The organism is Metabacillus crassostreae (assembly GCF_016908395.1).
GTDB lineage: Bacteria > Bacillota > Bacilli > Bacillales > Bacillaceae > Metabacillus > Metabacillus crassostreae.
Window position 1 is genome coordinate 219,948 of sequence record NZ_JAFBDU010000006.1, and the last position, 22,772, is coordinate 242,719.

Annotated in this window: 20 protein-coding genes and 1 tRNA gene; 11 read left to right on the forward strand and 10 right to left on the reverse strand. The window is 32.0% G+C overall.

The window, feature by feature from the left end; translation table 11 throughout:
* Positions 1 to 271 precede the first annotated feature (271 nt).
* On the reverse strand, positions 272 to 931 hold the full coding sequence (locus JOC75_RS17560) for a restriction endonuclease (protein ID WP_204955293.1): 660 nt from the start codon (positions 929 to 931) through the stop codon (positions 272 to 274).
* A gap of 155 nt (positions 932 to 1,086) precedes the next feature.
* Here JOC75_RS17560 and JOC75_RS17565 point away from each other — a divergent pair, with 155 nt between their 5' ends.
* From JOC75_RS17565 to JOC75_RS17575, 3 genes are all read left to right on the forward strand, one after another.
* On the forward strand, positions 1,087 to 1,980 hold the full coding sequence (locus JOC75_RS17565; protein ID WP_204955294.1) for a glycerol kinase: 894 nt from the start codon (positions 1,087 to 1,089) through the stop codon (positions 1,978 to 1,980).
* 467 nt (positions 1,981 to 2,447) lie between these two features.
* Complete coding sequence (locus tag JOC75_RS17570) at positions 2,448 to 3,368, forward strand: HNH endonuclease (protein ID WP_204955295.1); 921 nt, start codon at positions 2,448 to 2,450, stop codon at positions 3,366 to 3,368.
* A 452-nt stretch (positions 3,369 to 3,820) separates the two neighbouring features.
* On the forward strand, positions 3,821 to 7,468 hold the full coding sequence (locus JOC75_RS17575) for an NACHT domain-containing protein (protein ID WP_204955296.1): 3,648 nt from the start codon (positions 3,821 to 3,823) through the stop codon (positions 7,466 to 7,468).
* Between the two features lie 470 nt (positions 7,469 to 7,938).
* On the opposite strand, the gene JOC75_RS17580 is transcribed toward JOC75_RS17575, so the two are convergent.
* On the reverse strand, positions 7,939 to 8,802 hold the full coding sequence (locus JOC75_RS17580; RefSeq protein WP_204955297.1) for a hypothetical protein: 864 nt from the start codon (positions 8,800 to 8,802) through the stop codon (positions 7,939 to 7,941).
* Between the two features lie 70 nt (positions 8,803 to 8,872).
* Complete coding sequence (locus tag JOC75_RS17585; RefSeq protein ID WP_204955298.1) at positions 8,873 to 9,274, reverse strand: hypothetical protein; 402 nt, start codon at positions 9,272 to 9,274, stop codon at positions 8,873 to 8,875.
* 143 nt (positions 9,275 to 9,417) lie between these two features.
* Between JOC75_RS17585 and JOC75_RS17590 the strand changes: the two genes are divergently transcribed.
* The 5 genes from JOC75_RS17590 (at position 9,418) to JOC75_RS17610 (ending at position 13,468) form a co-directional block, all read left to right on the forward strand.
* Positions 9,418 to 9,675, forward strand: a complete 258-nt coding sequence (locus tag JOC75_RS17590) for a helix-turn-helix domain-containing protein (protein ID WP_338036605.1) — start codon at positions 9,418 to 9,420, stop codon at positions 9,673 to 9,675.
* 441 nt (positions 9,676 to 10,116) lie between these two features.
* On the forward strand, positions 10,117 to 11,340 hold the full coding sequence (locus JOC75_RS17595) for a YHYH domain-containing protein (RefSeq protein WP_204955299.1): 1,224 nt from the start codon (positions 10,117 to 10,119) through the stop codon (positions 11,338 to 11,340).
* Between the two features lie 19 nt (positions 11,341 to 11,359).
* Positions 11,360 to 12,019: a PH domain-containing protein gene (locus tag JOC75_RS17600; protein WP_204955300.1), complete on the forward strand. Its 660-nt coding sequence runs from the start codon at positions 11,360 to 11,362 to the stop codon at positions 12,017 to 12,019.
* 364 nt (positions 12,020 to 12,383) lie between these two features.
* A complete protein-coding gene (locus JOC75_RS17605) occupies positions 12,384 to 12,704 on the forward strand; it encodes a helix-turn-helix domain-containing protein (RefSeq protein WP_204955302.1) in 321 nt (106 codons plus the stop codon).
* Positions 12,705 to 12,985: 281 nt separating this feature from the next.
* A complete protein-coding gene (locus JOC75_RS17610; protein WP_204955303.1) occupies positions 12,986 to 13,468 on the forward strand; it encodes a hypothetical protein in 483 nt (160 codons plus the stop codon).
* A gap of 278 nt (positions 13,469 to 13,746) precedes the next feature.
* Here JOC75_RS17610 and JOC75_RS17615 read toward each other — a convergent pair whose 3' ends face one another.
* Positions 13,747 to 14,718, reverse strand: a complete 972-nt coding sequence (locus tag JOC75_RS17615) for a DNA/RNA non-specific endonuclease (RefSeq protein WP_204955304.1) — start codon at positions 14,716 to 14,718, stop codon at positions 13,747 to 13,749.
* A gap of 264 nt (positions 14,719 to 14,982) precedes the next feature.
* Here JOC75_RS17615 and JOC75_RS17620 point away from each other — a divergent pair, with 264 nt between their 5' ends.
* On the forward strand, positions 14,983 to 15,156 hold the full coding sequence (locus JOC75_RS17620; RefSeq protein WP_204955306.1) for a hypothetical protein: 174 nt from the start codon (positions 14,983 to 14,985) through the stop codon (positions 15,154 to 15,156).
* Positions 15,157 to 15,244: 88 nt separating this feature from the next.
* Here JOC75_RS17620 and JOC75_RS17625 read toward each other — a convergent pair whose 3' ends face one another.
* The 6 genes from JOC75_RS17625 to JOC75_RS17650 all read right to left on the reverse strand — a co-directional run bounded on the left by JOC75_RS17625 (position 15,245) and on the right by JOC75_RS17650 (position 18,984).
* On the reverse strand, positions 15,245 to 16,153 hold the full coding sequence (locus JOC75_RS17625) for a tyrosine-type recombinase/integrase (protein WP_204955307.1): 909 nt from the start codon (positions 16,151 to 16,153) through the stop codon (positions 15,245 to 15,247).
* Between the two features lie 67 nt (positions 16,154 to 16,220).
* Positions 16,221 to 16,323: transfer RNA gene (locus JOC75_RS17630), tRNA-Ala, on the reverse strand.
* A gap of 364 nt (positions 16,324 to 16,687) precedes the next feature.
* The gene (locus tag JOC75_RS17635) at positions 16,688 to 17,206 is read right to left on the reverse strand and encodes a CarD family transcriptional regulator (RefSeq protein WP_420828040.1); all 519 of its coding nucleotides are present in this window, start codon (positions 17,204 to 17,206) and stop codon (positions 16,688 to 16,690) included.
* A 193-nt stretch (positions 17,207 to 17,399) separates the two neighbouring features.
* Positions 17,400 to 17,762: a DUF2188 domain-containing protein gene (locus JOC75_RS17640; RefSeq protein WP_204955308.1), complete on the reverse strand. Its 363-nt coding sequence runs from the start codon at positions 17,760 to 17,762 to the stop codon at positions 17,400 to 17,402.
* Positions 17,763 to 17,775: 13 nt separating this feature from the next.
* On the reverse strand, positions 17,776 to 18,672 hold the full coding sequence (locus JOC75_RS17645; protein ID WP_204955309.1) for a mechanosensitive ion channel family protein: 897 nt from the start codon (positions 18,670 to 18,672) through the stop codon (positions 17,776 to 17,778).
* A 24-nt stretch (positions 18,673 to 18,696) separates the two neighbouring features.
* Complete coding sequence (locus tag JOC75_RS17650; RefSeq protein WP_204955310.1) at positions 18,697 to 18,984, reverse strand: thiamine-binding protein; 288 nt, start codon at positions 18,982 to 18,984, stop codon at positions 18,697 to 18,699.
* Between the two features lie 223 nt (positions 18,985 to 19,207).
* Here JOC75_RS17650 and JOC75_RS17655 point away from each other — a divergent pair, with 223 nt between their 5' ends.
* Positions 19,208 to 20,935: an ABC transporter ATP-binding protein gene (locus tag JOC75_RS17655; RefSeq protein WP_204955311.1), complete on the forward strand. Its 1,728-nt coding sequence runs from the start codon at positions 19,208 to 19,210 to the stop codon at positions 20,933 to 20,935.
* Positions 20,932 to 22,758, forward strand: a complete 1,827-nt coding sequence (locus tag JOC75_RS17660; protein ID WP_204955313.1) for an ABC transporter ATP-binding protein — start codon at positions 20,932 to 20,934, stop codon at positions 22,756 to 22,758. Before JOC75_RS17655 ends, JOC75_RS17660 begins: the two co-directional genes overlap by 4 nt.
* Positions 22,759 to 22,772: the final 14 nt, after the last annotated feature.

The following is a 22,772-nucleotide window of genomic DNA, read 5'->3' on the forward strand; positions in this document are numbered from 1 at the left end:
GGAATGTTCTTCATCAATCGTGGTATCTAGAAAGACAATTGATTGCTAAAATGTGTAAAAGCGTCGTATAATTGTCTTAATCATTAGTATATGATGGTACTAGTGGAAGTAACTCACACAAACTTTAGGCGGTAAGGGTGAGTTACTTTTTTATCAATTAAAGTAACCATTAGAGTGGTTAATAAAGAGAGAGGCAAGATTAAGTTCTTGTCTCTCTCTTTGTATTGTAATTTATCAAGATACACCAGTATGCTATGTTTAAATTATTGCATTAACTGTAAGTTTTAGTTTTCATTTGTTGCTCTTGCCATTTTACAATGTTGCTATTTACCCAATGAATGTCTTTACATTCTATTTGCCATTTATCAGCTTGTAATAGTGCGTCTTTAGTAAAACTACTTGTAGTGATAAACATCGCTAATGGACAATTATGATTACGCTTGGCTGAATTTAATTCTCTAATTTCTTTAACGGTGATTCTATTGCCAGAAGCAATATAATGCTTTATCTGTATTGCTTCATTTGCTTTGTGATGTTTGTTATATACTACGAGATCTACCCCACCATCAGCACCCTCTGTTGTTTCACTAGCTTTAAAACCCTTTGATTTGAAGTAAAGATAACAAAGACGTTCAAATTCTCTCCAAGAAAGGTCTTCTAACTTAGATTTGATAATTACGTTATCAGATCGTAACATGTTTCTTTGTTTAGCAGAACTAAGCTTTTGTTTATTCTTACTATGTGACTTTGATGTATTTTTCTTTGGTAAAGCTATGAAAACAAGTCTTTCAATTATTGGAACAGTTATTAAAATAGCAAAAAGTATGTAAATATTAGTGCTTTTCAGCCCAAACCAATATATCGCTAGAGTAGAAATTAAATAAAAACCTGCAATAATATTCGATAATGATTTTCTTTCCTTAGTATTCATTTTTTCCTCCATTAAATTGTAATGACTTCACTTCTTGCTGTAATTCCTGAGATTTCCATAACAACTATCTTTAATTGTGTGGTATTATTTTCCTAGTATATCAAAGGTAATATAATAGGTACATATGCTAATATTTTTTATAGGGAGTAGTAGTAATGACCATTAAGTATTTATCAACAACAGCACTTTCAAAAGAATTAAATATCTCTTCAAAAGAGGTTTTTAAACTATTATCAGAAAATGAGTTAGTTAGTAGAGAAGAAACTAATTGGGTACTAACAGAAAAAGGTAAAGCTAAAGGTGGAATAGTTAAATCACACGCAAAATATGGTAGTTACATAGCATGGAATGAAGAAATGAAAAATGACTCAATCTTTTCATCATTAGTGAGTGATAGTAATCTAATTACCTCAACTGCGCTAGGAAAACCCTTCGGGATATCGAAGTTTAGAATAAATCCTATACTATCTGAACTAGGTTTGGTTCAAAAAAGTGTAAAAGGATGGACAGTTACATCGCTCGGTAAATTAATGGGTGGTAAGCAGTTCGAGTATGATAAAACAGGCATTCCATATGTTTGTTGGGACAGAAGTATATTAACTAAAAAGAGTATAATTAGCTCATTTAAAGAAATACAGGGAGAATCAACTACTGAAGTAGCGGGTGATCAAAATGGCTCAAAAGCAGAAGTAGGATTTCGAGAAAAGTTTGAAGCAAAACATAGGTCTGCTGATGGTCACTATGTACGTTCTAGAGCAGAAATGCTAATTGATAACTGGCTCTATATGTCTGAAATTGTACATGCGTATGAGAGGAAACTTCCAATTGAAGAAGATGTATATTGTGATTTTTATTTGCCTGTAGGTAAGGTCTATATAGAGTTTTGGGGATTAGAGAATGATGCTAGATATAATGAAAGAAAGAAAAAGAAATTGAGTATATATGAAAAGTATGGATTCAACTTGATAGAAATAAATGATGAAGATATACAAAACTTAGATGATATTCTGCCTAAGAGATTGTTGAAGTTTGGTATTCAAACATATTAGAAGTATGATAAAAAACAGTACACAGTTTTCTATATAATAATATTAATATACCGACTGTGTACTGTTTTTTTTAATTTAGATCAATCTTTATGGTGCTGGTGCTAACAATTTAGTAAAGTGGAAAGTATAAAAGATTGATAAAATGTGTTAAAATTTGTATAATTTGACTTGAGTAAAAGTAACCTACACAAGCTTGGCATGGCAGGGTAGGGTGCATTTTGTCTATTAAAGTAACTATTAGAGTAAAATAACACAAGAGAGAGACAAGATTAAAATTCTTGGCTCTTTCTTTATATCTGAAAAGAAAGTGAATAATGATTTGGATAGGAAAATTCATTCATGCGTAAGGCTTTGTTTATACATTTTATTCTTTATGCTTAATATAGTTGTGGTATTATTTACCTGTATAGGTTAAAAAAGCAAGCTTTAATAGTTTGTTAATTTGAATGTTCGTGGGGACTAGGGAAATGAATTATTTTTTTGTATTTCAAAATAAAAGCTATAAAGAAGAAAGAACAGGTGGTTATCTTTGGGCCCCGCAGAAAAATCAAAAAGGTCAGAGAGTCTCTCATTGGTCGGAAATGGAGAACGTTAAAAAAGGAGACATTATTTTTAACAGCTATAATACAGAAATGCTTTCTGTTATTGTGGCAAAAGAAGACTCTATCGTACATGAGAAGCCAGCTGATTTGGATAATATAGAGTCTTGGGAAAAAGAAGGTTGGATGGTTTTTGGCGATTATTATGATCTAAAAGTACCTATAGCCTATAAAGATTATATGGATGAGGTATTGGACTTACAAGGTGAAAGATACGCTCCCTTTAATAAGATTGGGCGTGGAAATACTGGTTATTTATTTAAGGTGACCCCACAACTAGCAGAGTATTTATTTTCATTAATTGAAGTTCAAAATAGTGAAGTATTAGATCAATTACTTAATATAGATAGAAAAGTGGTTGAAGAGTTTATATCAAAGGTTGAGGACATACCTAGAGATATTGATGAGACTGAAAGAGAACAAATTATTAAGTCTAGGATTGGTCAGTCAATCTTTAAGAATAAATTGCTAAAAACTAATGGGAATTGTAGGCTATGTGGTGTGGAAGATGAAAGATTCTTAATTGCAAGCCACATAAAAAAATGGAGTGTATCAAACAATCAAGAAAGACTTGATGAAAACAATGGGTTACTTCTTTGTCCTAACCACGATTCTTTATTTGACAAGGGGTATATAAGTTTTAATGATGATGGAGATATTCTAATTTCTAAAAGTTTAGATTATCAATCTATGATCTTTTTAAACATAAATGAGAGTATGAAAATAAGTATGAAAAGTGACCAAAGGGATTATATGAAATGGCATAAGGAGAATCTATTCAAGCAATAATATATAAAAAATTTTTCAACTTGTGAATTAAAAAACAGTACACAGTTTGCTATAAATTAATATATCAAGTGTCTACTGTTTATTGCTTCTCATAATGTCATTGTATTTTGTCAAAATCTATTATCCAATCTACAGTTTCACATCATTTTCTTCTAGAAATCTTATAAAATCAATCAAAGCACTTGTATTAAATCTTTGGTATAGACAGAGTCACTCTTAATCATTAATCTATGTAAGCAATTTTAAGACTTTGTATTTAGCTCCCATGATAAATTCTTTTGATAAAGTGTGTTGTTCTTGTTCTAAGTAATTTCCCTCTAAGTTGTAATGAATTACATTAAAACCCAGGAAGTAAAATGATAGGGGTTTAATAATGCAGAAGGTAACTTAATTAAAAGGTGAAGTTTGAAAAAAATAATGAACAATTTTTATTGATAGCAGGAGGAATTAGTATGTATGATTTAGGAGCAATAGCTGCTGGTATAGCAAAATTATCATCTCCTATATTAAAAAACAAAATGGAAAGAAATGAGAAGGTAATTCAACTTCTTAAAAAATTTAAGTTAAGTCCAACACACCCACCTTCAGATTTTGATGGTGTATATGCATATACTTTAGTTGAGTATGGTGTAGATAAATCCGATATAATATTAAATTTCTTTCGGGACCAACACATTAAAGATATATTCAAAAAGTCATTCTCTGATAATGATTCACCTTATTTCCATAAAGAAAGTGAAGAGATCTTAGATTGGCATGAAATGGGTAAAAAATATAGAGATATGGACATCGATCCAAGAAGAGAATTAATTGCCTTTTCCACTGTGTTTAATGCTATTGTCGCTAGAACTCTGACACCTAAAGAAGTACAGAATGTTTTAGTTTTAAAAAATATTCATTTAACGGTAGATGAAATATTGGAAAAAGTTAGCAAACTGGATACGGATAAAATATTGGAAGAAATCAATTCAATTCAAACAAATAATACAAAGTTTAGTTTAACTACAACTAGTGAGAAGATTAGAGTGTATATAGGATCAAGTCCAACTGAATTTAGAGATACATCGGATATCTTAGCTAAAGCACTTAAAGATAGGGGAATAGATGTACTAATTTGTAATAGACATGCGTTTTCTAGCCCTACAAGTAAAGAAAAAACAATCAAAAGAGAAATAGAAACATCAGATATATATATTGGTTTGTTTGGGAAGTTATTTAGTTTGGATAATATGGAAGAATTTAAATTGGCTAGAACGTTAAATAAACCTTGTTTTGTTTATGTAAGAGATGAACATGCGGTTCGTGACCCAGAATTAGAGATGTTCTTAAAGAAAGAAGTCTATAATTTCAGTAAGGGGGTTACTAATAGTTTCTTTGAAAATTCCATCTTGCTAGGAAATCAAGTTGCTGAGGATGTTATGAAGTGGTTAGTTAGACAACATAGAGAAATGACAGCTGAAATTCGCCAAGAAAACCTATCCAAAGAAGAGATAAGTAGACTCGAAGAAAAAGTTAGAAGATTACAAAAGTCTGCTCATGAAACTTTACCATTTGGAACTAGGCTTGATTACTTGTCGAATCAATTAAGGACTTGGTTTGATGCAGTGGGATACAGGATTGAAAAGTATGAGAAGTCTAACGAGGACTATTTTGAATGGATAATTAATATTCCAGCTAGACGTGGCTATGATCGTATATTAGTTCGGGGAATTACTGGAGAAATAGAGTTTAGTCATATTAAAGATATTAAAGAGAGTATTATGGCTGTTGATGAAGGTTGGATAATAACTTCACGTAGAGTTAGTCAGGTTGCAAGAGATAGAGTGAAAGAACCAGAATATCGAAAAATCTTGTGTTATACATTTGATGAGTTAATAGATGAGCATGCTGATTTTTCTGGTTATTTAGAATGGCTAAATAACGAAATAAAAGGCAAAGGTATAGATCAAAATTATATACCTTTGGCATGTATCAAAGAGGAATTTGATTCGAGAAGTAAGGAGAAAATAGGTGAAAGTCGCTACGATGAAACTAATGGTTGGATAGAAGGGTACATAGATAGATGGTTAGATGACCCAGATAAAAAACATATGTCAATTCTCGGTGAATTTGGTACAGGTAAAACATGGTTCTCACTTCACTATGCTGGCGAAGCATTAAAACAATACCAAGATGCTAAGGAAAAAGGGACTGAAAGACCGAGAATCCCATTAGTAATCTCATTAAGAGACTATGCTAAAGCGGTAAGTGTAGAATCCTTATTTTCAGAATTTTTCTTTAGGAAACATCAAATTCCATTACCTCATTATGAAGCTTTTGAAGTACTTAATAAAATGGGTAAGTTATTATTAATATTTGATGGATTTGATGAAATGGCTGCTCAAGTCGATAGACAAAAAATGATTAATAACTTTTGGGAATTAGCAAAAGCTGCAGTTCCGGGTTCAAAGGTTATATTAACTTGTCGAACTGAACACTTTCCACATGCAATGGAAGGGCGAAGTTTATTGAACGCTGAATTACATGCTTCTACGTCAACACTTACTGGAGAACCTCCACAATTTGAGGTTTTACAGCTAGAGAAGTTTAATAAGGAGCAAATTAGACAGGTTTTAAATCAAAAAACTGATAAAGATACGGTTGAAAAGATCATCAATAATAGCGAGCTTTTAGATTTAGTTTCTAGACCTGTAATGACTGATTTTGTAATGGATGCAATACCCGATATAGAATTGGGAAGGGCAATAGATTTATCTCGAGTTTATTTTTATGCAGTTGTGAGGAAAATGAACAGAGATATAAGGGAGGAGAGAACTTTTACTTCTCTTGCTGACAAACTTTATTTTCTTTGTGAACTATCTTGGGAAATGATATCAACTGATCAAATGAGCTTAAACTATAGACATTTTCCAGATAGATTAAGAGTGTTGTTTGGTAAGTTTGTTCAAGAGCAAAAAGATTTAGATCATTGGCATTATGATATGATGGGTCAAACATTACTAATAAGAAATAGTGACGGTGACTATACTCCTGCCCATAAGTCTTTATTAGAATTTTTTGTTGCATATAAATTTGTAGCAGAGTTAGGATTACTTGGGAATGATTATTTGTCTCCTGCTAAGGAGGCTATGAATTTAGACACAGAGAATACTCCAAAGCATTATACATGGTCTGAATATTATACTAACTCTTATAATATTCGGGAAGACAAACGAGAGGGGAAAGTTATTCAGTTATTAGACTTTAAAACAGAAAGTTTTGATAATCTTCTTAAAGGATTTGGTAGTAAAATTTTAACTCAAGCAGTCCTAGATTTGATGTTAAATATGATTTGTAAAGAAAAGGCATTGGATGTGTTGTTATCACTAATACTATATACAAGGGATAAACAAAAAGAGAAATATGGATTTCTCGGAAGTAATGCTGCAATGTTGTTAGTTATGATTGATAAAAACGCATTGAGCAATTTAAACCTTTCTGGAGTTGATATTAGTGAATCTAGTATTAATTTTGCAAACCTAACAAACTCTATATTTGACCATGCAAATTTGGAAGGTGTTGTAGTTAATAATGCAAACTTTAAAAATGCATCATTAAAATACTGTAAATTTACTAACGCTAAAATTGATAATTTTAATGGTTGGATAACTGCTTCACCATATATAAAAGATAACCTTCTTATAAACTATTTTTATTTTTACTATAACTTCTTATCAAAGAGAGATAAGCCTCCTACGTTAATTGATATTGAAAATGATCATATTGTTATTGGCTATGGGAATAAAGATAAACTCATATGGGCAAACAAAATTAGGAGCGATTTTATTGTAAGTTTAAAAATTAATAATAACAAGTTACATATTTTAACAATTGAGGGAGATCTTTTTGTTTTAGACATTGAAACAGGTGAGTTTTGTAAAGATACTAGTGACACTAACCTTTATCTTTGGGAAAATGCAGATTTTCTTGGAGCTGAAGGCTTAGATGATGAGATGTGCCATTTTTTGGCCATAAAGAAAGCCGTAAATTTGCCGCAGTTTTCCTATGATACTAGATCAAAGAGAGTTCCAGAATACTTTAAAGATTCAATAGAAGTTTAGTTAATTCTTGTTAAGTAATTTGAGGTTTTATATTTAATTTAATACATACAATAAAATCTATTGAAAAAATTTGCCTAGAAGCAAGTTATTACTTCCAATGTAAAAAATAGTTTATTGAATTTTTAGTCTAAAGGAAAACGGTACACAGTTTTCTATTAAGTAATATATCTACTGTGTACTGTTTTTTTAATTTAGATCAATCTTTATGGTGCTAACAATTTAGTAAAGTGGAAAGTATAAAAGATTGATAAAATTTGTATAATTACGTTAATGTAAGAGTTAAGTAAAGTAACCTACACAAGCTTTGGGAGGTAGGGTAGGGTGCATTTTGTCTATTAAAGTAACTATTAGAGTGATTAGCAAAAAAAGAGTCAAGATTAATTTCTTGCCTCCCTAGTTTTGTAATAGCCTCTTTAGATTTAGATAATTATGGCATTACTTTATTTTGAAAGACCTAAAAAATATAATTATCATTCTTTAATAGTTGTTACAACACTATCTTCAAGATATATATATCTGTCTCCGTAATAAATCCACTGTTCACTAATTCCATATTCGGAAGTTGTTTTATTTATTTTCTTAGGATCACCCCATGATGATTTTCTCACTTCATCTGAAGTCATCCCAATTATTGGTTCAGGATTAGCTATGTAATAGTCATTTATTTCATTAACACGATCTATATTTGCTGATAATTCATTCCACGATCCATGTAATTTTTCAACTAACTGATTGATTTCTATTGATAATTCTCCATTATAATCAGAATCGATCTTGCTCATATATAGTAGATAATTATTCCAGTTAGTTACATCTGTAGCAGGAGCTTCTAATGTCTTGTCCCATTCTATTCTAGCAAGAATAAAATTTCTTAGTGTGTCAACATCATTATGGCTTATTTCATTTAACTTAGTTAACGCCTCTGTAAACATTTCGTTTCTAACTAATCCTTTTAATTCAGTGATTTTCTTTTCGTTTATCTTTTGTTCATAGGTTATTTGCTCTTCAGTGACTAATTTACTAAATTCGTTTATTTCTTCTTTATATTTTCCATTATAATCATTCGGGATATCTTCTAAGTATTCTAAAGCATCAGTGTAAAAGTTTTTAAGTACTTCTGTGTCTTGATTTTCTTGAACTAGTAATTTCGCTTGAGCGTAGTTCTTTAAAATAGAAACATCTTCATAATCAGAAGATAAGTCATTAAAAATTATATTGGCTTCTTGCCAATTTTCTTGATCTAGGAGTGATAACGCTTTTTCGTACTTTTTTTCTGAGTTGCATCCTGTTAAAAGGATACATATTAAAATCAAATAAACACTTAATTTTTTCAATGTTTCATTGCCCCCAAAATACCTTTAATTGTATGTATGTTTTATAGTAAATCTTAAAACATAAAGATTGTTACCTATTTCTAAAAAAGAAATTATAATCATGTACAAAGTCACATAGATTGTTGATGCATTGTAAAGTATTATGCAATTCAATGTCTATTTCATCAAAATCGTGTTTAGTTGAAATAGGTGAACTAATTGGTAATTTTCCGTCTAATGATAGATGTACACTTACCTGACGTACAGCATCAAGGTAAACTAATCGACTAAAGCAATTAGGACATCTTAAAATTGTATCTTCTGACTCCTCAAATGCTTCAAAAACAACTTTTCGAGATCCATTATTCTTCTCAAATTCTTTGATAATTTCATCATTTTTTAACCATTTTACTTTCTCATATGCATCAGTGATTGATTTAGCTTCAGTTTTAATGTAGCTATTAAATTGGTAATAGACGTTATAAGTCGGCATTTTTTTTCGATCTCCCTTGTAGTTTAGATTAGTAAATATGAATATATTAATAATTTTAACACTTTTTGTGATTTTTGTAGACTATAGTACGTGTATATTGCGAGCGTAAAATAATCTAATGGTCATAAAAGGAGATTATTCCCTTGGAAGAAATAAAGACCATTATGATAGGTGCTACCTTGAAAGAACTTAGAAAAGAATTAAATATTTCTCAAGAAGAGATATCTGGTAGAACTGGTTTAGATAGAACTTTTATTAGCATGTTAGAAAGAGATATAAGACAACCGACAATCACAACAATATTTTTATTAGCGGAAGCGTTGAAATTAAAGCCTTTTGAATTGGTTAAGAAAGTAGAAGAAAAGTATAAGGGATATGAAATAAAAAGGGATACTTATTGAGATCTATTATATGAAGAACTAAAATACTATATTAAATATCTTAATAAATTGAGGACAAGATTAATTCTTGTCTCTTTTTTGTGCTTTAAGTATTAATAAACTGATTTCGTTGAAGTTTCTAACTACAGCCTCACATCGTTTGCCTGCCTTAAAAAACTTCCTTATTAGGACAATTAAATTTGCTTTTATCGAGTTATTTTTGAGTATATTAAGCATCTGTAAAGCTTTGTATTTAACTACAACAATAACTTATTTTGATAAAGTTTTTTCCAATACAGTTACCTCCCTTTTAAAAATTCGCATATGTTCCCCTTTGTTGTGATAAAAATCCATTGAAATAAATTTGTAAATATATTGTAATCTAATTGATATTTCTGTAAGTTTAATAGAGTACTATGCTTTAGAATGTTAAATATTTAATTAAATGAAGGGAGTATTTAAGTGACGCAAAAAATAGCAATTATTACTTTAATTTTTTCTATTGTATTTGGAAGTTCAGTTTATGCTCATTCTGGTAGAACTGATAGTTCTGGTGGTCATAACTGTAGTGAAAAGTCACAAGCAAAAGGTTTATGTTCGGGCTATCACTCACACAATGGGGGTGGAGATTCTTCATCAGGTGAGAGTTCATCATCGAGTTCAACTACATCAAATCAGTCTTTGGATAAGGATTGTTCTGATTTTAGTACATATGAAGAGGTAGTAGATTATTGGAACTCTAAAGGGTATAGCAAAACAAACGATCCAGAGAAGTTAGATGGGTGGGGAAATGTTGTTGATGATGGAATACCATGTGAAGCTCCAAGTGGATATGATACTTCGAATATTAATGGAAGTGATGCACAATTAGCCAAAGTGCAAGCAGAGAAAGATGTAGTTAATGGTGAAAAAGACGGTTATACAGCTGGGGTTAATGATGGATCGAATGGTGATGAACAAATTACAGAAGTAGATGGTTCAGATGCATATGTAGATGGTTATACAACAGGTTATCAAAAAGGATATGCAGAGGGATTGAAAAAGTTTGAAACTGAAAAGAGTAATGCAATTGAAGCAGGACAAACTTTAGGGAGAAAACAAGATAAACTTGAAGTACCAGAGAACTACCAGAAAAATGAACAACTAAAGAAGTCATTTGAAGAAGGTTTCAGTAAAGCGGTTGCTACAAGAGATGAAGGTAAAAAGAAAGAATATGAAGAAATAGGGTATAAGAATGGGCTTGAAGATAAACTTGAAGAGCCAAAAGATGTGAAAGAAATTTATTTTGAAGCTTATAACGCAGGTTTTGAAAAGGGGCAAACTGAATTACAAAATAAATACATGCAAGAAGGGTACGAAAGTGCATTTTCAACACTAGAGTATAAAGCACCAGATTTTGAGAATGAGAAATATGTAAATTGGTATAAGAAAGGTTTTAATTCGAACAAAGAAATTAAGAAGATACAAGATGCTGGATATAAAATTGGTGTGAGTGGAGAAAAATACAGTATCCCTAAAACTTATATTAAGTCTGAGGTAATCTATAAACATTATTATGAAAAAGGCTACAAGGAGTATGAAATTGAGAAGAAAGAAGATACTGCTACAACAACTGGTGTGATAGGTGTAGCTATACTTGGGTGGTTAGCAAGACGTTTTTATGTTGCGAAGAAAATGGTTGCATAGGAGGGGATATGGCATGGGATTGTATAGGTCAGTTTGTTACAAAGTAGAAGATGTATTTGTAAAACTTATCTCAAAAAAATTGGACTCAGAACAAGTCACTCTGAAAGTTGAATCCTATAGAAAGTTAAATGAAGAGGTAAAGGCATTAAAGAAGGAAGAGAATGTCAAGAAAGTAGAAGCTTTAAAAAAGAAACAATCTGAACAAAAAGCAGAAAATGAAAAAATTAGACAAGAGAAAGAAGCTAAAGAAAAACAGGAAGTTTTATCTATTTTAGATCAAATAGTAGACACTGAAAACTTGGGATATACTCAGTATGAATTTAAAGAAGTGAAAAGAAATAAGCAATTCTTTATTTCATTAATCGACAGGGTGTTTGAGCCTAAAGAGAAAGGACTCACTTTCCTTTGTTGTGAATTTGATAAGTCAAGTAAGAGAGAAATAAAAGGTTACTTAGTTGTTACAAACAAGAGAGTTTTGTTCTTAACAAAAGACTTAAATCATATGGAGAAGTTCCGCTACCAAACAATAATAAATGTATCTTGGTTTAAAGATGGTCTACTTGAAAGAGGGCTTCATATACAATATGGAAAAAAGAAATTAGAATTTGATGAAATATTCGATATGGAGCAGTTAAAGAGAGTTGGAGATTTAATATTAAGTTTATCTAGTAAAAAGTAACTCTGTTTATTACATTTATTTCTTAGTGAGAATCTTTTGTTTGAGAGTAGTGGTATCATAATGAAAGTAAAATCAAGAATAAAGCCTTAAAAGTAAAGGTAGAGGATGAAGATGTTGTTGAAACTAATAGTATTGCTATAATTGATACAGTAACAAAGGCAATTACCATATTTTAATTAAGAAAACGTACATGTGAAGATGAGAAAAGAAACAAAGAAAACTTATTAAGTGTATTAATTTTCCAATTAAACATTATATTTACAATTTATTAACTTTAATTTAAAACTCTTATGTTCAAATAGTCTTAGGGCTTTTTGTTTACATAAGAGTTTTTGTCGTTAAATGAGAATAAGGAGATGATATTGTGAATGTAGGAAAAAGATTAAAAGAAATTAGAGTGAGTAAAGGATTAACTTTAATGGAGGTACAAAATGAATTAGGTTACTTTAATTTACGAAGAATAGAGGAAGGTAACTTTAAATCTCTAAAATATTATCACTTGATTAGTATTTCTGATTTTTATAAAGTGTCTCCCATGTATTTATTGGGTTTCGATGAGAAAACTTATCATATTGAGCCTAAATGGGTTGTTTTAATTCAAAAGTTAAAAGATAAGGGACTAAATCCTAGAGATGTTATAAAATGTGTTGAAAAAGAGTTTGAAATATCATTAAGGAATAAATGAGGTTAAAAATAAGTAGTTCCGATAAAATGGAGAAAATCTAAAACCACAATACAAAGAACAAACAATTTCGTAACGTAAACAACAAGGTGAATAACAGACAAAAAGCATACAGAAAGCTTGAGGGAATTACTGACAAACCTCAAGCTTTTTTTTCTTTAGTATAATGTTCTTGTTAAACTACAGCATCCATTAGTTGAAGAAAAGGTAAGAGGATACTAAAAATAAATTAGGGTACAATAATCCACAGAATTAATAAAATATTAATGGAAGTAGGTATATCAATGTTAAGAAAAATTATAACTTTATTGGTTGTGTTTTTTATTACTATTGGAACTATATCAATTGTAAATGCCGAGTCAACCAGAATATTTGAAGTTCCTGTATCACAAAAATCAGACCAATGGAAAGTTGAATTAGGTGAAGTAAAATATCATTCTAAAATGAGTAGACCTAAAAAGGGTGAGAATTTTGAAATGTATAGCTTGAAGATAACTAATATTGGAAAAGACGTACACAATGTTGAGTTTGAAACTTATAGAGATGAACCAAATTCTGAAACAAAGTTCGGATTAAGTCTTGAAGATGAACAAAAAGGGATTTTTGAACAAGGCATGGATGTTAGTTTTGCAAATATGCCTATATACGTAAAGGCTAATGAACTTGAAGTGGTAATTAGTTGGCATGGTAAACCCGTTACTCTAAAAGATGGTACAGTAACAGAAGGTAGAGAATATAAAGAAACATTTACTTTTACTCGAAACTAATTAAAAATACTGGGGTTAAGCTACTATTAGTCTAACCCCAAATAATAATTATTCATGACATTATTACGGTTAGCTTAAGTGAAGAGCTTCATAATATCACATATCTTCTAACTAAATCATATCAAAAGATAACGAATTGTTGTTTATATTTTTCTGATTTATGGAAATAATTACTGCGCAGTATTTAGTCATATGTGAATAAGGAGAAGAGACGATTATTAATAAAGTAATCGTCTCCGTAATTTTTTAACAGTTTCATTTTACTACGTAGCAAATGTTTACTCTCCTACTAGTCCATCACCATCTCGATCGTCCATATATTTATAGAGCCAGTGATTACTAGTTATTGGCATTTTAAAACCTGCTGCTTTTGCTTCTTTAATCGTTACCTGTCCGTTACCGTTACTATCAACACTAGAAATATCACCGTTTGTATTTGGACTGGTTGAATTTTTGTCTGAACTAGTTGAATCAGAAGGCTCACTATCTGTTAAACCGAGTGATTCGTTTACTTCATCTGGGTTCACATTGTCAAATGTATCGACAATCACGTCACCCATTAAAGTATAGGTATATTGATAACTTGAAGGAATCTGCGTATCTGTATTCGGGTAAGTGATAATTGCTTCAAAATTCGTAGCTCCACCTGCGCTACGAATCGCTTTTTCCATATAAGCTTGATCACCATGTCGGTTGAGAGTACTGTCTTGTGGGGTAATATTATAAGCATTTGATACCCCTCCGAGAGAATCAGCAATGATATGTCCTTCATCTAATACTTCACTTTCGACACCAGTAACTTTTGCCTCATCAGAATAGTATCTGCCAGACGTTAATACAGGTTCGTTAATGTCATCTTGTAGAATAATTTCGTCAGCAATGACACGTACTAGTTGCCCGTATTCATTAGTAAATGCCCAATATTCACGATCCCCATAACCAATGTTAACGGCAACGTTAGGTTCACGATATCCAGACAAATCACCACCATCAACCTCTATAAGTTTGTAACCTGAGAACATTTCATTTTTTGATTGGGTTGGTGTTTCCTCTTCTACTAGTTCTTCTTCAACAACCGTATTAGTAATATCTTCATTGGTAGCAGCTTCTTTTTCGCTATTTTCACTTGTATTGACTGTAGTTACTTCTTCATTTCCTTCATTCAAAGTAGATACATCTTCTGCGTTGGAACAACCAACTATAAAGATGGTTGTTAATAATAAGATTAAATAGTTCACTTTCTTTTTCATTTTAGGACTCTCCTATATAGTTTTATATTGTTAATTCTAAATAACAATCTCGGAATGTTAAGATAGATTAACGTTGTTAACCAGTTGTAAATTTTGCTCTGGAATTTTTTATGTTTGAAGTCGAGCAGCTAGCTATTAACTTAGTGAGACTACCTATTCAACAACACTTATTGTTGAAGTTAATACTAAAACAAAAATGTAAACTTTTTACCCTACTATTAGATTAAGGATTTTAAACTAGTTTATTTTTAGTAATACATTTTAATGTATTATAAACCTCCCTCATTTAAGGATAAGTCTTCCTCTAGTTTAGAGCAACAACCAGAACAGGAGCATCAAGAAATTGTTGAGGAGGAGCAAACCGAATTTCAACTATCTGATGAAGCTTCACCATATCTACAGTTTTACGGCCGAACAAATACAGAAGAGATGTTTTGAACGTAAGCGGAATCGAGAAGTGCTGGTTATAGAGCATCAAAAAGGTACGAAAAAAGGTATTGCTTAAGGAGGCAGTACCTTTTAATAATTATATTAGTCCACGTAATGGATCATGCTCATCAAGGACTTCTTTTAGTTCGTGTTGGAAATAGCCTATATACTGTCTGGTAACATCGATTTTAGAATGCCTAGCCAGTAATTGAATTTCTCTTAAATTTGCTTTGTTCATTAATAATCTTTTAATAAAAACGTTTCTCATAGCGTGGGGTGAAAAATCACCTTCGATTCCTAAGTCCTTTTTCAATCGTTTTATAAAGAGTTGTACACCATTTTTAGTTAAGCGGTGACCTTTCTGGTTAATAAATACTGGATTAGGAATATCGCTATATTTATTTTCAACATAAGCTTTCCAACTAATTAATTCTTTAGATAACGTATCAGACAGAGGTACTGAACCTTGTTTCCTCCCTTTGCTTTTTCTAATAATGATTAAATGATCTTTAAAGTCAATATCATTCCAATTGAGGCTTACAAGTTCATTTATTCTTAAACCAGTTCCAATTAAACTTATCATGATGGTATAGTTTCTGATAGAGTAGAAACTATCTTCTCTTCTTTTTTTTCTTCTTAGGTGTCTAAGAGCAATATGAATATCTTCTTCTCTTACAATCTTGGGAGAATCGTCTTCGCGAATTAGTTTAATTCCTTTACATATGTCCTTATCAATGATCTCTTCTTCTAGCATCCACCTAGACCATGCTCTTATTAATTTTAACTTGGAGTTAATGGTTTTTGGCTTATTACCTTTCTCCAGACATGATCTAAGAAATGATTTTATAGATGCAGCTGATAAATCTTGTGTATGTTCAATTCCCTCTTGTATGAACCAACTTCTTAACACATTAAATAAATTCTCATAAGAGTTTAAACTGTTTTCGGTTAACCCTTGAAACTTCTTTTCTGCAATTAGTTCCTTAAAACTCATTTCAATTAACATAAAAAGACCTCCTTAAAAGTATGTAAGAAGGTCAATATCTTCATGAAATTAGTATACAATAGACTACTGAGCATAAAATCGGGTAAAAGCCTATAGCCTCAAGCTTTAGGAATATATTTTCTGACCTCTACGCTGCCAGCGTAGCGCTCTCCCAGCTGAGCTAATGCCCCGAAAAAGAAATGGAGTGAACTTTAATAAAATCAATACTTTCATTTTAATTTTATAGTGTTAATTGGTCAAGAAAGAGATGATAGTTTTTATCCCTTTAAATCCAGCTATAATATATACTGTTATCAAATATATGAAGGTTCAAATTCTACATATATTAAAGAGTGAAGAGTTGAACCTTAGCTCACAAAAACAACCCCTACAAACTAATAAAAGTCCATAGAGGCCAAATATTCATCTATAAAAATGTAAAAACACTATAAAAAAGGAAAATCTAATTCATTGGGTAAAACATGGTGAGGAAAAGTACTGCAACTATAAGCGGAGAATTAAGAACTAACAAAGTTGAGGAAAACTAACTTTGAATTAAATAGCAGCCGCTGCTACTGGATCTTTCAGCAAGTTACTTGCTTGAACTTCAGAAATGCCTCTTATGATGCCTAATTCACTTACTAGCATTTTCTTTGCATTGTCTAGCATTTGTTTTTCACTTGAATTTAGGGCTTTGGCATTTTGGATTCGCATTAAGTCACGAACAACTTCAGCGCTTTCCTGAAACTTACCTGTTTTCATTTTATCGGAGTTAATTTTATATCTTTGTTTCCAAGTTAGTGATGAATCAGATTCACCATTGTGGAAAATATCTAAAATGTTTTTTGTTGCTTGATCATCTGCAACAGACCGTATGTGTGAATTTTTGATTTTCTTTAAAGGGATGAGTACCTGCATGTTGTTCATTGGAATTTTGATAACGAAATATTGCTGAGTTTCTCCTTGGATCTCTTTATCTTCAATTCCTTCAATGATTCCTGCTCCATGCATAGGGTACATAATATGATCACCAATTTTAAACAAATAATCCACCTCCGTGTAATGTATTACCATCATAACACGATTATGAAATTTTATCAAATTTTTAATAATATCATTTATTATAAAACGGTGTCAACAATTTTGCGCTACCTTTTATAAAAAAATTTTATCAGTGGTATTCATATTGAGAAAACTCGATAATATTGGTAAAAAATAGCGGCTTCCACGAAGGAATACCGCTATTAGGCATTGATATTCTTTTTTTCTAATTTGCATATTGAACTTTTTCTATTGTTCCGTCTTGGCGGTGGATGGTTAATTGGACATTTTTGTTTTTAACAAGATCACGCGCCTTATCCAATGCTTTTTCTTTTGTTGAAAATACTTCAGTTGCGCGTGTTGCATTTTCTCTTTTGATTGCCCACTCATCATTATGAGGAACGATGTGGTATGGAAGCTCTTCATTAGAAGTGTTCATTTTTTCTGCCTGAGATATGGCAATTGAAATAGCACGTCCTTCTTCATAATTATCATCTAGTAGTGCATTTGCAATTTCAATTGCTTTGTTTCTTGTTTCAGTAGATAAATTCTTCATCGATTCTGGATAATCTGATTTTGTCCAACTCATTATAATCTCTCCTTTATTTTAAATTAACATCAACAGTAGGAGCTCCTACTAAGTCAAATGTGGCTGAAGCAAATTCAATATTATTTGGACTATTATCTATTTCTTCAAGAATTCTTGTGTATAGTAGATCCTTTGTTGTTCTTCGTGAACGATATTCTGCTACATAACGAAGTGTATATTCAACCCAATTGTCATTTGCTGCTATTGTTACCATTGATTGTGTGCTAGCGTCTTCAATAAGGAATTTTTTCAACATTTCTTCCCAATCCTGTCTAGCTTTGATAGCATAATCACCAGTAACTTCTTGACCTATGTTTGAGAAGATCTTCTTTGCTTCTTGATAATCACTACCATATTTAATCGGTATTTTAATCTCATCCCATAAAAATGGGAAATCATTTGAGTAATTGTAAACAGGTTCTTTAAAGACAAAGCTATTTGCTACTCTTACAATCCGTCCATTATATAAATCACCATCAACCCATTCATTAACTTCCATTATCGTTGTTCTTAAAACACCAAGGTCAATAACATCGCCTTTAATACCACCCATCTTCACTCTGTCACCTGTTTTGAAAATGTTTCCGACTAAAATGGATATCCAACCTGCGATACTGATAATTACCTCTTGAAGAGCGAAAGCGATACCAGCACTGGCCACACCAAGAACAACAGTTATTCCGCCGAGTTGGTCACTATAAACAATTGCGATAAAAATTAAAGCGACAACATATCCAATGATATTAATTAACTTTCTTGTTTTATATCGATTATCATAATCCTTCACATATTTACTCACACTTTTTTGTAGAACTCTGAAGATAATCACGATAATGGTTATTCCAACTAATGCAATCGCAATCTTTGTAAGTAGCATATTTGATAGTAATGTTCTTATGCTTTCTTCCATAAAATACTCCTACTCTATCAACAATTATGATAGATGTGTTAGTTTATTATTTATCGAGACTCCATCTGGTTTGTAATGCAGTTTGATATTGGTTAAAACCTCTGTGGCCCCCATCTCAATTCCAACCTGTTGTGTCGTTTTAATCAGTAACATAATGTCATCAAAATTACCTTCTACTACAGTTTCCATTGGTCCAACGTGGTATTTTAATCCTGATGCTTTAATGACGTCGACCATTTGAGGAATAACACCATCTGTATTCATATCCTTGCCATTTGGTAGAACTTGAAATCCTGCAGTTACAGTAGCCATCATCAAACTCCTTTCTAATCATTTATTTATCCTTTACCTTTAATAGGAATGTGATAAACATAGATAATAGAAGAAAGACGGAAATCGGTTGAGAAAAGCTAAACATTATTGGCGATTGAGTTCGTCGATAACATCACTTTTCTTAGATAACATTTCATTAGGTGAAAGATGTTGAAATGGACTATAATGATAAAAGTGAAAATGAATATAAGAAGGTGAAAAAATGATAGAAATGCTAAAACATCTTAAACCATATCGAACAAAGCTTATCCTAGTTTTGGTTTTCTCGTTAGCGGCGATTTTATTTGAATTGTATTTGCCAACATTAATGGCTGAAATTGTAGACATTGGTATTGTGAATCAAGATGTTCCCTTTATTTTAAGAACAGGGGCCTTGATGCTTTTGTGTTCATTTATGGCGATCGTATTAATGGTAGGAGTTAGTTATTTTGCTTCAAAAGTTTCATTAGGTTTTGGAAGAGATATGAGAAGAAGAATTTTCGTGCATGTAGAGCATTTTTCACTACAGGAGTATGAAAAATTTGGCTCAGCATCACTTATTACAAGAACAACAAATGATGTAAAGGTTGTTCAAGATGTGATTAATATGATGCAGCGTATGATGACAAGAGCTCCTTTAATGTTAGTTGGAGGAGTTTTGCTTGCGGTATCACGAGATCGATATCTATCACTTATCTTTCTTGCGGCTTTACCTGTTTTAGCAATTGTGATTTTTTTTGTTGCTCGAAAAGCAATTCCGCTTTTTTCTTCGTTACAGAAAAAAACAGATCGCTTAACACTCATTCTTAGAGAGGCATTAACAGGGGTCCGTGTGGTAAGAGCCTTTAACCGAGTTGATTATGAAAAAAATCGTTTCAACATAGCAAATGAGGATTTTCGTGATACTGGTATTAAAGTTGGGAAGTTAATGGCATTTATGTTTCCAATTATGCTTATTATTATGAACTTTACAAATATCGCGATTGTTTGGTTTGGTGCGATCCGCATTGAACAAGGTGATATGCAGGTTGGTAACTTATTGGCTTTCATTCAATACGCAGCGATGATTTTAATGTCATTAATCATGCTTTCAATGGCGTTTATTATGATTCCTCGAGCACAAGTTTCCGCAAAACGTTTAAATGAGGTTTTATTGACGAAACCTTTGATAAAAGATCCGATAAATGAAGAAGTTGCAGAGGGCGGAGCAGGTCTCATTGAGTTTAATTCAGTGACATTTCGTTATGAAGGGGCGGAAAAACCTGTTCTTGAGGATATTTCCTTTGTAGCAAAGCCAGGTGAAACAACTGCTATCATTGGTAGTACTGGTGCTGGTAAATCAACACTTCTTCAATTGATTCCCCGTTTTTATGATGTGGAAAGTGGATCGATCTCGATTGATGGAGTGAATATCCAGAATATGCTTCAGAGTACACTTCGAGGAAAAATAGGTTATGTCCCACAAAAGGCGACATTATTTAGTGGGACCATTGCTGAAAATATGCGCTATGGAAACGATCAAGCGGATGAGGCAGAAATACTTGCAGCACTAAAAACGGCTCAGGCGCTTGATTTTGTTGAAAAAAGAGAAAAAGGGATGGATAGCATGCTAGAGCAAGCTGGCTCTAATCTTTCCGGTGGTCAAAAACAACGTTTATCCATTGCGCGTTCACTCGTAAGAAAGCCGAAAATTTATCTTTTTGATGACAGCTTTTCTGCACTAGATTATCAAACAGATCGTAAATTACGTGATGCATTAAAACAAGAAACAGCTAATGCAACGATTCTTGTTGTTGCACAAAGAGTAAATACGGTGAAAGATGCAGAAAAGATTATTGTGTTAAATGACGGGAAAATTGCTGGAATAGGAACACATGCAGAGCTATTAAATGATAATATCATCTACCAGGAAATTGTTGCTTCTCAGCAAAATGGGGAGGTGGGCGCATGAGTGAAAAAAGATCAGGCCCAATGATGAGACATGGTCAGGGAATGACAGTTGAAAAACCTAAAGATTTTAAGAAAGCTTTTAAAAGACTTTTAAGTTATTTAAAACCATGGAAAAACAGTATGATCCTAGTTACATTAGCAGCAATTTTATCAACATTATTTAATGTCATTAGTCCAAAGCTATTAGGAGATGCAACATCTTCTATTTTTGAAAGCTTTACATCTGGTAGCTCAATTGATTTTGATTTTATCTCAAGAATTCTTTTACTATTAATTGGTTTATATATTCTTTCATCATTGTTTTCTTATATACAACAATATATCATGGCTGGAATTGCTCAACGAACAGTTGCACAGCTTCGTAAAGAAGTAAATGAAAAGCTATCACGATTACCACTTCGTTATTTTGATCAACATTCACACGGTGACTTATTAAGTAGAGCAGTAAATGATATTGATAATATTAATACATCATTACAGCAAGCTCTTACTCAAATTATTAACTCGGTGATCTCGATTATCGGAATTATCATAATGATGCTGGTTATTAGTCCATTGTTAACATTGGTTGTATTAGTGACCATTCCACTTAGCTTAATGGTTGCGAGTTTTATTACAAAGTTCTCGCAAAAGCATTTCGTCAAACAGCAGGAAGAGCTTGGAACAATTAATGGTCATATAGAAGAAATGTTTACTGGTCACCAGGTTGTAAAGGCTTTTGGACATGAAAAGAAATCAATATCAGAGTTTGATGAAATTAACGATCGATTATATCAGTCAAGCTGGAGAGCGCAGTTTATATCAGGATTAATGATGCCGCTAATGGGATTTGTAGGAAACCTAGGGTTTATTATCGTCTCCATTTCAGGCGGTTTACTTGTTTTAAATGGTAGTATTCGTGTTGGTGATGTTCAAGCGTTTATTCAATATACACAACAAATTTCACAACCATTAGCACAGGCAGCTGGAATCGCAAATATGATTCAAGTAGCAATAGCTTCTGCTGAACGTGTTTTCACATTATTGGATGAAGAAGAAGAAATTCAAGAAAAAGATACGTCTGTTAAGACAAATTCGCTTAAGGGTCATGTTACCTTTGAACACGTTAAATTTGGCTATGAACCAAATAAGCCAATCATCAATGATGTTAGTCTTGAAGTGAAGGAAGGTCAAACGGTTGCCATTGTTGGACCTACAGGTGCAGGGAAAACAACGATTGTCAATTTGTTAATGAGATTTTATGAATTGAATCAAGGTAGCATCAAAATTGATGGAGTTAGCTTAACAGATATGAGTAAAGAGCAGGTTCGCAGTCTTTACGCAATGGTTTTACAAGACACATGGCTTTTTAATGGAACAATACGAGAAAATATCGCATATGGAAATGAAGGAGCAACAGAAACAGATATCGAGCATGCGGCGAAAAATGCCTATGCTGATGACTTTATTCGTACTCTTCCAGATGGATATGAAACTGTACTTGGTGAAGATGCAACAAATCTTTCTCAAGGGCAACGTCAGCTACTCACAATTGCAAGGGCTATTATTGCTAAGCCGAAAATCCTTCTTCTTGATGAAGCAACAAGCAGTGTTGATACAAGAACAGAAATGAAAATACAAAAAGCAATGACAGAGCTTTTAGAAGGAAGAACAAGCTTTGTTATTGCCCATCGTTTATCAACAATTCGTGATGCCGATCTTATTCTTGTAATGAAGGATGGAGACATCATTGAAAAAGGCTCACATGAGGAATTATTAAGCCTTAATGGATTTTATGCTGATTTATATAAAAGTCAATTTTCACAAAGTGAGTCAGCTTCATAAGAAAAAAAGCAGTT

Bases quoted from the DNA above. Each gene is read 5' to 3' on its own strand.
- JOC75_RS17625 (WP_204955307.1), bottom strand. From the start codon at position 16,153: ATGTTAATTGAAATGAGTTTTAAGGAACTAATTGCAGAAAAGAAGTTT.
- JOC75_RS17565 (WP_204955294.1), top strand. From the start codon at position 1,087: ATGACCATTAAGTATTTATCAACAACAGCACTTTCAAAAGAATTAAAT.
- JOC75_RS17660 (WP_204955313.1), top strand. From the start codon at position 20,932: ATGAGTGAAAAAAGATCAGGCCCAATGATGAGACATGGTCAGGGAATG.
- JOC75_RS17635 (WP_420828040.1), bottom strand. From the start codon at position 17,206: ATGGTAATACATTACACGGAGGTGGATTATTTGTTTAAAATTGGTGAT.
- JOC75_RS17575 (WP_204955296.1), top strand. From the start codon at position 3,821: ATGTATGATTTAGGAGCAATAGCTGCTGGTATAGCAAAATTATCATCT.
- JOC75_RS17640 (WP_204955308.1), bottom strand. From the start codon at position 17,762: ATGAGTTGGACAAAATCAGATTATCCAGAATCGATGAAGAATTTATCT.
- JOC75_RS17570 (WP_204955295.1), top strand. From the start codon at position 2,448: ATGAATTATTTTTTTGTATTTCAAAATAAAAGCTATAAAGAAGAAAGA.
- JOC75_RS17650 (WP_204955310.1), bottom strand. From the start codon at position 18,984: ATGGCTACTGTAACTGCAGGATTTCAAGTTCTACCAAATGGCAAGGAT.
- JOC75_RS17610 (WP_204955303.1), top strand. From the start codon at position 12,986: ATGTTAAGAAAAATTATAACTTTATTGGTTGTGTTTTTTATTACTATT.
- JOC75_RS17615 (WP_204955304.1), bottom strand. From the start codon at position 14,718: ATGAAAAAGAAAGTGAACTATTTAATCTTATTATTAACAACCATCTTT.
- JOC75_RS17620 (WP_204955306.1), top strand. From the start codon at position 14,983: ATGTATTATAAACCTCCCTCATTTAAGGATAAGTCTTCCTCTAGTTTA.
- JOC75_RS17585 (WP_204955298.1), bottom strand. From the start codon at position 9,274: ATGCCGACTTATAACGTCTATTACCAATTTAATAGCTACATTAAAACT.
- JOC75_RS17655 (WP_204955311.1), top strand. From the start codon at position 19,208: ATGATAGAAATGCTAAAACATCTTAAACCATATCGAACAAAGCTTATC.
- JOC75_RS17560 (WP_204955293.1), bottom strand. From the start codon at position 931: ATGAATACTAAGGAAAGAAAATCATTATCGAATATTATTGCAGGTTTT.
- JOC75_RS17645 (WP_204955309.1), bottom strand. From the start codon at position 18,672: ATGGAAGAAAGCATAAGAACATTACTATCAAATATGCTACTTACAAAG.